Annotated in this window: 9 protein-coding genes; 5 read left to right on the forward strand and 4 right to left on the reverse strand. The window is 63.6% G+C overall.

What is annotated here, in order from left to right; all coding sequences use genetic code 11:
• The first annotated feature begins 16 nt into the window (after nucleotides 1-16).
• The 5 genes from MA875_RS17020 (at nucleotide 17) to MA875_RS17040 (ending at nucleotide 10,578) form a co-directional block, all read left to right on the forward strand.
• A complete protein-coding gene (locus MA875_RS17020; protein ID WP_248243434.1) occupies nucleotides 17-3,505 on the forward strand; it encodes a helicase-related protein in 3,489 nt (1,162 codons plus the stop codon).
• Complete coding sequence (locus MA875_RS17025) at nucleotides 3,502-4,167, forward strand: DUF1156 domain-containing protein (protein ID WP_248243435.1); 666 nt, start codon at nucleotides 3,502-3,504, stop codon at nucleotides 4,165-4,167. Before MA875_RS17020 ends, MA875_RS17025 begins: the two co-directional genes overlap by 4 nt.
• A gap of 273 nt (nucleotides 4,168-4,440) precedes the next feature.
• Nucleotides 4,441-6,186 (forward strand): DUF1156 domain-containing protein, encoded by a 1,746-nt coding sequence (locus tag MA875_RS17030; RefSeq protein ID WP_248243436.1) that lies wholly within the window; start codon nucleotides 4,441-4,443, stop codon nucleotides 6,184-6,186.
• A 2-nt stretch (nucleotides 6,187-6,188) separates the two neighbouring features.
• Complete coding sequence (locus MA875_RS17035) at nucleotides 6,189-9,569, forward strand: DUF499 family protein (protein WP_282449258.1); 3,381 nt, start codon at nucleotides 6,189-6,191, stop codon at nucleotides 9,567-9,569.
• A 1-nt stretch (nucleotide 9,570) separates the two neighbouring features.
• Nucleotides 9,571-10,578: a hypothetical protein gene (locus tag MA875_RS17040; protein ID WP_248243438.1), complete on the forward strand. Its 1,008-nt coding sequence runs from the start codon at nucleotides 9,571-9,573 to the stop codon at nucleotides 10,576-10,578.
• Nucleotides 10,579-10,825: 247 nt separating this feature from the next.
• Here the strand turns inward: MA875_RS17040 and MA875_RS17045 are convergent, their stop codons facing one another.
• From MA875_RS17045 to MA875_RS17060, 4 genes are read right to left on the reverse strand one after another with little or no spacing between them, the layout of a single operon-like run.
• Nucleotides 10,826-11,206: a VOC family protein gene (locus MA875_RS17045; RefSeq protein ID WP_082802998.1), complete on the reverse strand. Its 381-nt coding sequence runs from the start codon at nucleotides 11,204-11,206 to the stop codon at nucleotides 10,826-10,828.
• A gap of 2 nt (nucleotides 11,207-11,208) precedes the next feature.
• On the reverse strand, nucleotides 11,209-11,613 hold the full coding sequence (locus MA875_RS17050) for a DUF1801 domain-containing protein (RefSeq protein ID WP_062637438.1): 405 nt from the start codon (nucleotides 11,611-11,613) through the stop codon (nucleotides 11,209-11,211).
• A complete protein-coding gene (locus MA875_RS17055) occupies nucleotides 11,613-12,068 on the reverse strand; it encodes an SRPBCC family protein (RefSeq protein ID WP_054687628.1) in 456 nt (151 codons plus the stop codon). The genes MA875_RS17050 and MA875_RS17055 overlap by 1 nt, the downstream gene beginning before the upstream one ends.
• Complete coding sequence (locus MA875_RS17060) at nucleotides 12,065-12,682, reverse strand: AraC family transcriptional regulator (RefSeq protein ID WP_228164526.1); 618 nt, start codon at nucleotides 12,680-12,682, stop codon at nucleotides 12,065-12,067. The genes MA875_RS17055 and MA875_RS17060 overlap by 4 nt, the downstream gene beginning before the upstream one ends.
• Nucleotides 12,683-12,893: the final 211 nt, after the last annotated feature.

A 12,893-nucleotide genomic window follows, 5' to 3' on the forward strand; every position in this document is an offset into this window, starting at 1 on the left:
GGAGTGAACGAGAGTCGTGACGACGTCATCGCTGTTTGATCTCGTCCGTGTGGGCGCCACGGTGACCGGCCTCGCTGGGCCCGACCCGGTGAAGATCGTTGCCGTCGAGCGCCTCACTGACGACTCGGCGAACGTGGCGTATCGAACCGATGCCGGACTTGGCGAGAAGATCGTCTTCGCCAACGCCATCTCCCACGTGCGCGAGGTCGTGGCTGGCCAGGTGTTCAGCTTCGATGCGGACCCCAACTCGTTCCTCCTCGCCGCTGAAGCTCGACGGATGCGGCTGGCCTACCTGTTCGACCCGCAGGCTGCCCTCGGCACCAGCGACGTCCAGCCGCTGCCACACCAGCTCCGCGCGGTCTACGAGATCATGCTTCACAAGCAGCCGCTGCGGTACGTCCTTGCCGACGACCCAGGCGCGGGCAAGACGGTCATGGCGGGCCTGCTCATCAAGGAGCTGCTTCTGCGCGGCGATGCGGCGAACGTCATGGTCGTGTCTCCGGGCGTGCTCGTGGACCAGTGGGACGAGGAGATGCGCGAGAAGTTCGACCTGGAGTTCGAGATTCTCACGCGCGACAAGATTCTCCACGAGGGCAACCCGTTCGCGCGAGGCGGACTCTGGCTGGCCAGGCTCGACGTGCTCGCCCGCAACAGCGAGGGCATTCTCGACAAGGCCGGCGAAGTCGACTGGGACCTCATCATCTTCGACGAGGCCCACAAGATGTCCGCGACCGTTTGGGGCAACGAGGTCAAGAAGACCAAGCGGTATCAGATGGCCGAGGAGCTGGGGAAACACGCGCGCAATCTGCTGATGATGACCGCGACACCGCACTCTGGCAAGGAGGAGCAGTTCCAGCTCTTCATGGCGCTGCTCGACTCCGACCGCTTCGAAGGTGTCGCCCGCGAGGGCAGCCGCAAGGTCGACGTCTCCGACCTCATGCGCAGACTGGTCAAGGAGGAGCTGCGTACCTTCGAGGGCACCAGACTCTTTCCTGAACGATTCGCGTTCACGGTCAAGTACGAGTTGTCCCAGCCGGAGAAGGACCTCTACGTCGCCGTTACCGACTACGTCCGCGAGGAGATGAACCGCGCAGACGCGATCGAGGGCGACAACCGTCGTCGGACAGCGGTCGGCTTCGCGCTCACGACGCTCCAGCGTCGCCTTGCCTCGTCGCCGGCGGCAATCCACCGCTCACTTGAACGCCGCAAGGCACGGCTGGAGTCCGAGCTGCGCGAAGCACGGATGTACTCCGCAGTGAAGTCGGATGCGCCCGACGTGCCCGAGGACTGGGACGACCTTGAGGACCTCACCGACGAGGAACGTGAGGCTCTCGAAGATCAGGCGATCGCCGGCGCAACGAATGCGCGAACGCCTGAGGAACTCGAGGCCGAGATTCGAGTCGTTGATCGACTCCTGCTGAAGTCTTCTGCAGTGAAGTCATCGCCGACCTACGCCAAATGGGATGCCCTACGCGACACCTTGGACGACGCCGACGAGATGCGCGACGACACAGGCGCCCGCCGCAAGGTGATCATCTTCACCGAGCATAAGGACACTCTCGACGACCTTGTCATGCGGCTGACGCAGCACCTCGGCCGAGACGACACCGTGATCACGATTCACGGTGGAACCAAGCGGGAAGACCGTAAGAAGGCTAAGGAGACCTTCGAGCAGAACGAGCGATGCGTGTTCCTCATCGCCACCGACGCTGCGGGCGAAGGTGTCAACCTTCACAAGAACGCCCACCTGCTGATCAACTACGACCTGCCATGGAACCCCAACCGCATCGAACAGCGCTTCGGGCGGGTGCACCGCATCGGCCAGCCCAACACGTGCTTCATGTGGTCGCTCGTTGCCGACGATACCCGCGAGGGCGATGTGTACACGCGCCTGCTGGAGAAGCTAGAGGAGCAGCGCGCCACGCTCGGCGGGCGCGTCTACGACGTCCTCGGTCAGCTCTTCCAGGGCAACGCCCTGCGCGACCTGATGATCGCCGCCATCCGCGAGTCAAACAGGCCCGAGCGCCAGCGCTACCTCACCGAGGTCGTCGACCCGAAGATCGCCGACGGCATCCCCGAGCTGCTGAAAGCAAACCAGCTCGTGCCCGGCGCGATGAGCGACACCGAGATCGACGATATGAGACGTGAGATGGAGCGCGCCGAGGCAGCCCGGCTCCAACCCCACCACGTCGAGGCGTTCTTCCACCGTGCGTTCGCAGACGTGGGCGGGCAGCTCCGCATGCGCGAGAGCCACCGCTTCGAAATCAAGCGAGTGCCTGGCGAGATCAAGGAGCGCGACCGAGTAACCGGTTACGGTCAGCCCGTGGTCGACGAGTACTACCGCGTCACCTTCGACCCGAAGTACGTCCGGGTGGACGGCAACAACCACCTCGCGACGCTCCTGCACCCCGGCCACCCGCTGATGTCTGCCACGATGAGCGTCGTCTCCGACCGCTACCTCGATGCGCTCCGTCGCGGAGCGGTACTCGTCGATCGCTCTGACCTGACGACTCAGCCTTACGTTGTCAGCCTCCTTGAACACGACGTCACCGATGGACGAATCGCGCAGGATGGGCAGCCTCGTGTCGTGTCGCGCCGTGCCCAGTACGTCCGAGTCGACGAAGACGGAACCATCACGCCTCTCACCGGCTCGCCAATTCCGAACTTCGAGGTCCCCACTGCCGAGGAAGTGGCGGCAAGTCGACCGCTGCTCGGCGAGCCTTGGGCACAGGCATCCGATCTCGACCGTCGCGTCATTCGCGAGGCATCGGTCACGATCGCTCGGCAGCACGCCGACGAAGTAGGCGGGCGCACCATCGAGCGCGTTGACAAGACCGAGCGCCTCGTTCGCGAGCGCCTTACTCGCGAGATCAACTATTGGGACCGCCGCGCCTTCGAGCTGAGCGAGCAGGAGCGAGCGGGCAGGAAGACGCGCCTTCCGGCATCTCAGATGCGCGAACGGGCCGAGGCCCTGGCGCGTCGACTCGACCGACGGCTAAGAGAACTTGAGCAAGAACGTGACATCTCGGTTCGCCCGCCCCGAGTGACCGGCGCTTGTCTAGTCGTCACGCAGGGATGGCTGGATGCTCAGACTGATCCTGAAGGCGCAGCTGACCGTGCCAGGGAGACGACGCGGGTGGAGCGCCTGGCCGTCGATGCCGTTCTTCGAGTCGAGCATGCGCTCGGGCACGATCCGACAGAGATGCACCACAATAACCCCGGCTACGACATCGAGTCCGACACTGGGCGGAGTCTCGACTTCATCGAGGTGAAGGGCCGCGTCGTCGGTGGCCGGACGTTCGTGCTCACCCGGCAGGAAGCGGTCACTGCGCTGAACAAAGCCGGCCACTCGGTTCTCGCGCTCGTCCAGGTCGAGGAGGACGACACGACGACAGTGCGCTACCTGCGACACCCTGTGGATCAGCCCATCGATCCTCGCGCGGCGCGCGTCGAGTACGACTGGGAGCCCTTCTGGAACGACGCAACGGAGATGAGTCAGCAGTGACCGAGACAGCCCGTAAGAAGAAGCTGATCGAGGTCGCGCTGCCGCTCGATGAGATCAACGCCGCATGTAAGGCCTACAAGGACCGGAAGGTAGGCACGATTCGAAACCTGCATAAGTGGTTCGCGGCGATGCCTATGCCAGCGTGGCGTGCCCTTCTCTTTGCAGCACTGATTGATGATCCTGAAGACGACAACGCCCGCGTCTACCTGCTTGACCTGATCAAGCGCCTCGTAGCGAACGGCGCCGACTTGCCGGATGAGTCGGACCTTCGCGAGGCCCAGTCAGTGTTGACGGCTCAGTTCCCCGAGGGTTTACCGACCGTGATGGATCCCTTCTGCGGCGGTGGGTCAACGCTGATCGAGGGGCAGCGTCTGGGGCTCCCGACTATTGGCACGGACCTGAATCCTGTTCCGGTGCTTATCACACGGACTCTGACTGAGTTGCTTCCTCACATAGTAGGAGGCCAGCCGGTGCATCCTCCCGGCGAGGACGGCGGCCTGTTCGGGGCCAGCCCCGACCACGGAAGGTTCACTGGACTCGTCGAGGACGTTCGGTACTACGCCGGGCTCGCGGAAGCGTCAGTGGCGCAGGCGGTGGCCGACCTGTATCCGAAGATGAAAGGGGAGGAGCTCGTCGCCTGGCGGTGGGCTCGAGCTGCGTGATGCCCAAACCCTGCATGTGGCGTTGAAACCTTCCTGCTTCAGTCGATGTGGATCTCGAAGAGGAAGGGCGATCTGGCCTGGTTCGAACCCATTTCCGTCGGCGGTGAACTCACGCTAGACGTTGCTAGCGGCCGCCGCGAAGGTGAAGCTCCCCCAGCGGCCAAGGTGGGACGTGGTGCGAATTTCGAGTGCCTATCTTGTGGCGGGGCGGTTCCCGAGGATTGGTTGATCGCAGAAGGGAAGGCGGGCCGCATCTCCGATCGACTCGTCTGCGTGATCACCGAAAGGGAGGGACGCAGGATCTATCGCGCCCCAAGTGAGGGTGAAGCAAATGCCGCCCGAGTTGGCTACCCCGATGTCTTCCCGGAGGTGCCGCTACCCGACATCCCGAGGTGGTTTTCGGGGCCGCGATTTGGATTCACGTCACAGCGAGACCTCTACACCCCGCGACAGTTGACGGTCCTTTGCGCATTCGCGGATTCGATCTCCTCGGTGTACGACCGAGTGCAAGCTGATGGTGGGAGCCGAGAGTGGGCGGCCGCGATCACTACGCTCCTTGGGCTCGGGCTCGGGAAGCTCGCGCAGGCGAACTCCCGCCAAGTGCGCTGGAACACAGCCGTGGCGGGTTCCCCGAAAGCGGAACCGGCGTTCGGTCAGAACGATGTGCCGATGCTGTGGGACTACGTGGAGACAAATCCTTTCGGTTCGTCCGTGGGCTCGTTCCAGGGAATCATCACCGATCAAGCGCGCGCGCTGAGGTACGTCGTCCGGGGCGAGGGTCGAGCCTTTAGGCGCGACGCACGAGAGGCGGCCTCGGAGCGGGCGACGCTTATCGCCACCGACCCCCCGTACTTCGACGCGATTGGCTATGCGGATCTCTCCGACTACTTCTACGTCTGGCACCGCCAGGCGCTCCGCGATGTTCACCCGGACTTGTATATGACGGTAGCTGCACCGAAGAAGGGGGAGTTGACCGCGGTTCCCGCGCATCACGGAAACAGTCCTTCCGCTGCCAAGTCATACTTCATTACCGGCTTCACAGAGACCTTCAATGCGCTGAAAAGCGCTCAAGATCCCTCGCTGCCGATCCTTGTTGTATACGCGTCGAAGGAGCAGAAGGCCGGGTCTGGGGAAGAGACGCGCTGGGCTTCGATACTGACGGCAATGATCGATGCAGACTTGGAGATCACTGGAACCTGGCCGATCCACGGGGCAACCGTCGCTCGGCTCATCGGGAATCAGGCAAACTCGATCGCTTCCTACATCGTGATGGTCTGCCGGCCACGATCTGAAGCGGCAGGAACAGTCTCTCTCGCAGACTTCAATCGCGTGCTGCGAAGAGAACTCGCGCCCGCCGTCAGGGACCTCCAAGCGGCGTCTATCCTTCCGATCGACCTGGCCCAGGCGGCGATGGGTCCTGGGATGCAGATCTACTCCAGATACCGAGCAGTTCTCGATCAGTCGGGCGGCCGAGTTCCCGTAGAGCAAGCTCTCCGCATGATCGATGCGGCGCGCGCTGAGGTTCTCGATGAACAGGAAGGTGAACTCGACCCTGAATCTCGGTTCGCGGTGCGGTGGTGGGCGACCCACGGGTGGAACGCGGCCTCGTTCGACTCCGCCGACAAGACTGCGCGGCCGATTGGGATTGGCGTCGACGATGTGGTTCGAGCTCAGGTTGCATCGAGTCAGGCCAACAAGGTGAGTCTTCTTGGGCGCCAAGGTCTCGATCCCGAGTGGTCCCCGTCTACTGACGGTCGTCCTACGGCTTGGGAGGCCGTGCATCACCTCGCTCACCGGCTGATTGACGGGGGTGGCGAGATTGAGGCGGCCCGCCTAATGGGAGAGCTTGGACCCCTGCGCGAGCCGACGATGACGCTGACGTATCGGCTACATGATCTTGCGGCGAGGAGCAACCGGATTGCGGATCAGGAGCGGTATAACGCGCTAATCAATTCCTGGTCCGAACTGGTGAAACTCAGCGGTCCGGGGACGGCTACGACCACAGGAAGACTGTTCTGACGATGGCTGCGCTTACGAATAAGGAACGTGTCGGTCGCGTACTCGACCTGGTAGCAGACGGCCTGGGACCGTGGATGATCGGGCTATTGCAGACAAGGTACGGAGATGGCTGGGCAGCGGAGGTGGGACGTACTGCCGGACTTGCTGGTCGCGATGGTTCTCCGAGTCAGACCGACGCGGCGTACCTCTTCTGGGTCTTCGACAAGCAGTGGCACCAGGTCTTCAAGGAGCAACTCACCTTTGAGGACAAGCGTGTGGTGTCGGCGCTTTGGGATGCGCGCAAGGAGTGGGCGCACGGCGAGCGCATCACGTCGGAGCGCACCGAACGCGTCCTTATGGATGGGGAGCACATCCTCCGTTCGATCGGTGCGGTCCATCACGCGGACAAGGCTGACGAGATGCGACGGGAGTTTCGTCGCCTGATGTTCGAGGAGGATCAGAAGCGGCTCCAGCGTGCCCAGGAGAAGGCGCTCTCGGTGCAGGTTGACTCGACCGGGCTGCCGGCCTGGCGCGACGTCGTTGAGCCGCATGATGATGTCGCTCGCGGAACATTTGAGCTGGCGCAGTTCGCGGCCGACCTTCGTCAGGTGCACCAGGGCGTGGCTGGTCCCGAGTACGGCGACCCTGCCGAGTTTTTCGGTCGCACGTATCTCACCCGTGGTCTGCGCTATCTCTTGGAGCAGGCGATCAAGCGACTGAGCGGGGATGGGGGTGAGCCCGTTGTCGACCTGATGACGACCTTCGGTGGGGGCAAGACGCACTCGCTGCTGGCCGTGTACCACGCAGCAGCGGGGCTGCCGGCCGAGCGGCTGCCGGGGATGCGAGAGCTACTCGACGGTATTGGCGTGACGGAGCTTCCCGCCACCGTCAATCGAGCGGTCCTCGTTGGCAACGACCTCTCGATCCTGGGCATGCCGAAGCCCGAGGGCTTCACTGTCAATACGCTGTGGGGCGAGTTGGCGTACCAGCTTGGGGGCGTCGAGGGGTACGAACTCCTGAAGCGGTATGACGAGCAGTCGGTGCCGCCGACGACGACCGCGTTGGCCGACCTTTTCGAGAAGTACGGGCCGTGCATCATCCTCATCGACGAGTGGGTGGCGTATCTGCGCCAGCTCTGGTCACGTGAGAAGGTCGCGCCTGGCGGGACGTTCGACGGCCACATGACCTTCGTGCAGTCGCTGACCGAGGCGGTGAAAGCCGTCCCAACCGCGCTGCTCGTCGTCTCGCTCCCCGCGTCCGACGTCGTACGCGACATGCCAGGCGCCGAGACATCGATCGAGAACGAGCACGAGATTGGCGGCACCGCGGGCCTGGAGGCATTGCGACACCTCCGCTCCGTGATCCATCGTCTGGAGTCCGCCTGGCAGCCGGCGACAGTCGAGGAGTCGTTCGAGATCGTCAGGCGGCGCATCTTCAAGCCGTTCGGGCGGGAACAGGATGCCGCACGCGACCTCGTCGTGCACAAGTTCATGGATCACTACATGCGCTACGGCTCTGACGTGCCGAGCGAAGTCATGCAGCCCGGCTATCGCGCGTCGATGCGCACCGCCTACCCGATTCACCCGGAGTTGTTCGATCGGCTCTACAAGGACTGGTCGACCCTGGAGCGCTTCCAGCGCACTCGCGGCGTGCTACGTCTGATGGCGACGGTCGTTTACGCCCTCTGGACGAGCGGTGACCGATCGCCGATGATCCTCCCCGCTTCGATTCCGCTCGACAACGCGAAGGTGTTCGATGAGCTGGCAAACCACCTCGACGACTCTTGGAAGCCGATCGTGGACGCAGACGTCGCAGGCGAGACCTCGACGGCCAACGTGGTGGACAGCGACATCAAGATCCTTGGCCGGTCCATGGCGACCAAACGTGCCGCGCGGTGTGTGTTCCTCGGCACCGCCCCGATGGCCAACCTCCGGAATCGCGACGGCAGCGCCGCGACCATCCGCGGCATCGAGCAGAAGCGCATTGTTCTCGGTTCGACCTACCCGGGTGACAACCCCGCGCACGTCGCCGACGGTCTGCGGCGGCTCGGCGACCTCGGCAAGTATATGAACCGCGACCAAGACCGGTACTGGCTGTCGCTGCAGCAGACCGTCGCGCAGATCGTGCAGGAGCGCGCCGACTCGTACCACGAGGAGCAAGTCTTCGACGAGCTGGCCCAGGTCGTTCGACAGGAGACCGACAAGGGACTGTTCGAGCGAGTCCACCGATTCCCACACGGGAGCATCGACGTCGAGGACGACCCGGGAATCGGTCTCGTGATCTTCGGACCCGACCGTCCGTTCTCAAAGCGCGGGCGCTCTGTCGCCGAGGACGCGGCGATCGAGTTTCTGACGAAGCGTGGGACCAACGCGCGCATCCACAAGAACTCCCTCGTCTTCCTCGCTTCCGAGGTCGACCGCATCGACATTCTGCTAAATGCCGTGCGCCAGCGCATGGCGTGGGAGTACATCCTCGAGAACCGCGACTCGCTCAACCTCGACCAGCACAACATCAAGGTCGCCGAGTCTCGCGTCGCCCAGCAGAAGCAGACCGTTAAGGATGCCATCCGCGAGGCCTACCGCTGGATTCTGGTTCCGACTCAGGAGCCCGGAGCCGCCGAGATCGAGCTGGAATCGATCCTGATGAACGGCGACGGCACACTCGCCGAGCGCGTGACTAAGAAGGCCGACGCAGGCGAGTTCGTCGTCCGCACGTTCTCGCCATCTCTGCTCCGTATGCAGATCAACCGGCTGAACCTGTGGCGCGAGAAGCCGTACGTGCCGCTCGACGTGTTGGTGGGTTACTTCAGCCAGTACGTCTACATGCCTAAGGTCGTACAGCCGAAGGTCGTCATCGATGCCGTGTGGCACCTCGACGACGCCCTCGTCGTGGAACTCGACGGCTTCGCCTACGCCGACTCCTACGAGGACGGCAGGTTCAGCGGCCTGACCATGAAGGCGCCGTCGGCAGTTCGACAAGGTGGTTTGCTCGTCGACCCGGTGGTCGCGACCCAGCAGATCCAAGCTGACACGAGGGGCGACGAGGACGAATCCGACGGAGACGAGACAGGCGAATCGAGCGCAGGCGGATCGGACACGTCGTCGACCGGAACAGGGTCCGGATCGTCTGGATCAGCGACGAGTTCTGGGGGCGGACGATCCGCGGCACCTGTGCCGACGCGCTTCCATGCGACGAAGGACCTCACCGTCAACCGCGTCGTTCGTGACGCGGGCCAGATCTACGAGGAGATCGTGTCGCACTTCGTCACGGCGGGCGTCCCGGTGCGCGTCACGATTGACATCGAGTCCGAGCAGCTCGCCAAGCTCAGCGACGATCAGCGGTCGGCGATCCGCGAAAACCTCAAGACCCTCGGCTTCGGGGACGACGACTGGTCGATGGACTGATATGACCGGGTCAACCCCGACTGCCTCCACCGCCGACGTCCTTCGACTTATCCAGCACGCTCTGGACGAGTTTGAAACCGTACCCCTGGAGGCTTCCATCCGTCGGGCGATCCGTATCGCCAATCTTCTCGGTGAGACTTACGCCGCTCTTCGGCTATCGTTCGAGATCAAGCCGACAGGAGGCCACCCAGCTGCCAATGCCGACATGACACGTCGGCTGATGGCGGACCCGGGCGACTGGGATGACACGACCGGCGTAGCTCAACGGGCGCTAGACGAGTTCATGAACGAGCGCCGCAGGCCGGACGGGATGATCACCTCCCACCCCGTCAGCCTGATCGAGTTTTGGCAGCGCGAACGGGTTCCGAGCGACGAGCTTGCGCCGTCGCAGTATGAGTCTCAGATGAGCTGGCAACTCGAGATGCTCGAGATCCATTCGAGAGCGCGCCACAAGGTCTTTACCTACCTGTGCAGCTGGGAGCGCCAAGTCACGTTCGCCGTCAATCAAGATGACGCTCTCGCTGCCGTGAGCCAGCGCGTCGACGCGCTTCTATCAGCGCGAGCGCCAGATGCGCTGGATAGATTCAACGTGGCCTTCCGTCGACTGCGGGAAGCGGCCGCGCAGGAATCGGCTGTCGAAGCGGATGAGGAACTGTCCCAGGCTCTTGCCTCCTGTCGACGAATACTCAAGACCGTGGTCGATTACGTGCAGCCGGTGGATCCCGGCCACCGAGTTTCAGACGACGGCCACGAGCTCACTGATGCGCACTATAAGAACCGCCTCGTCGAATTCCTGAAAGAGCGCGTCGCTTCGGAGTCCTTCCGCGGTGCGCTTGGGAGGCACGCAGAGTCACTCTTCCAGCGCTTCACCGCGGTCGATGACCTCGCGAGCAAGGGCGTTCACGCGAGCGTCGCGGTCGTCGAAGCTGACTTCTGCGCGCTGGCGACCTATACGCTGGCCGGCGAAGTCCTCACGGTCATGGAACTTGACACCTCACCCGAGGACTGACGCGCGTTCGATAATCAGCTTTCAGCATGGCCAGCTTGTCCGAAATGTCCAGATGGACACACCGTGGACATTTCATCTGCGAAATGGACAACTTCAAAAAAAACCTACAAGTTGTGTAGGAACCGCTCAGAGTTGTCCGCGGTGCCAGCCACAGAGCCGGGATCTCCCACCGAAGATGTCCACCGGAGTGCGGCCAGATTCTGTGCTGAGTTGTCCACGACGGCTGCGGCCAGCTTCGTCGAAGCCGTCAGTACTTGATTTCCGCTGGATCTCTGAACGCCACTAGACCTACGAGATTTCCTTCGGGGTCGCGAATGAATGCTTGCCATTCTTCTCGCCCTGCTGGTCCGAGCGCATCTGTGGTGTGAGTGAAGATCGGCCGCCCCGGGGATACGATTTCGACCTCGCCGGCTCGGTCGACGGCTAACTCCAGATCATCGACGCGGAGGTAGAGCAGCGCTGACGGTGCCGCGCTCTCGAGTAGCAAACGGACGCCGTCGAGATCGAAGAACACCAAACCGGGCGGATCGAATCGGGCCACAGGGGCGGAGCCGAGCAGTGCGGAATAGAAGGCTGTGGCGCGTTCCAGATCGACCACGCGCTGGGCTACTTGGACGAGAGACGCCATGCTCATTTGCCGTCGCCGTGCACGTCTCGAATGACGGCGAGGGAGCGATCGAGTAGTTCCCGCAGCGCATCTTGGTCCACCCCCGACAATCGGGGGAGGTAGAGGCACGCGCTACTGGTGCGGTGTGGACCGAGCCGCTCGAGCAGGTCGGGCCACCGCTCGGCAAACCCCTCGACCAGGTAAAGCGTGTGCTTGGACCCGGAAGCGAAGGCGATCTCAGGCGCGATACCCTCTCGCCCGCTGTCGTACGCGTAGCCGTATTGGCCGAACCCGACAATCCGTTCCGCCCACACCACCGGCGGGCGCTGTGCAACGTGCTCGAAGAGCTCGAGGAGTTCGGTTACCTCGCCGCGTCGTGGCCCGGTTGCCCGGTCCAGCGCCTCGTCGACGCTGGTGTCGGAAGGCATCACGAGGCGGTCTCCGTTGCTCGCTGCGATTCGATGTATGCCTTGAGTCGGGCCAGATGGTCGCCGTCCTCCTTCTTTGTGATCGCGGCCACCAGGGGCAGCATCATCCGCCGCAGTCCGCCGGCGGCGAGCTCGCACGTCCACTCGATCCGCGTGCCGGTGCCGGCCGGGTGCAGCCGGTAGACGTAGGTCGCGGTGATGCCCTCCGCCTCGCTGGCGACCGCAAAAGCGGTGGGCGGCTCGAGAGCCACGATCTGCAGCTGCCCCGTCGCCTCCTTGCTCTTCACTCGGCGCGTCTCCTCGATGACGGACCCCACAGCGAGCGGGCCATCCGTCACCTTCACGCTCTTCACGACACCGTCGACGTAGTCGACCGCCCTTGTGGGATCTGCCAGCACTGCGAACACTTCCTGTTGCGATCTGTCGATGTGCTCGGTGAACTCGAAAGCGATCATGGGCCTTCTCCTGGGTGATGGTCGGGGTGGTGATCAAGAGGCACATAGGCGTCTGTCCAGCTGACGCGAACGGCGTCGTTCGCGCGCTGGTCGACGTGATGGATCTCGAAGGGCGGTGCGCAGCGCAACCGCCACCCTTCTGAGGGCATCCATTGCACCCCGATAGCCGCGAAGGTCTTCGCGATCTGCTCTGCACCGCCGGTGTGCCGATGCGCGACGCACACCTGCGCCGGCATCTGGCGGTAGGTGAAGGGGTGGGGTGGATCTATCGGTGCGGCAATGGGGATGCCAGCGTCGAAGCGGATCTGCTCGTTGTCCACCACGTAAGGGTCATCTGGGGTGATGCCCACGAGGAGGTCGGAGGAGTGGGCGATGCCGTGCTCTATCGCGAAGGCCCTCAGCTGCTGCCACGGCTCGACCGATGGGTGCCCGATGCCGAGGCCGTTGTACCCGCGATGACGGAGGACGAGCAGGTGCCGCTCGGGGGTGCTCTCAACCCGTACCGGGACGGCATCGAGGTCATAACGGAGTGTCAGCGGCGTCTCTTCTGCGAAGCCCGCAAACGTCGTGCTCTGCTGCGCCAGGTCCGCGTGCTCGCGGTACGCGCGCAGCATCCTCCGATACTCCGATGGACTGATCTCGAACCGCTGCACGAACGCGCGTGTGAAGGTCTCGGGCGTTGCGAACCCGGATTCCAACCTGGAGTCCCGCGGGGTGGTGGTCTTTCGGGCCCGCGGCGTCGTGACCGCGACGGGGTGAGCCATCGTGCGATGGTCAGTGAGAACGACCAAGAACTCACACAGAAAGACGACACCGCACGATGGC

The sequence above is a fragment of the Microbacterium kunmingense genome, assembly GCF_023155745.1.
GTDB classification, from domain to species: Bacteria; Actinomycetota; Actinomycetes; order Actinomycetales; family Microbacteriaceae; genus Microbacterium; species Microbacterium kunmingense.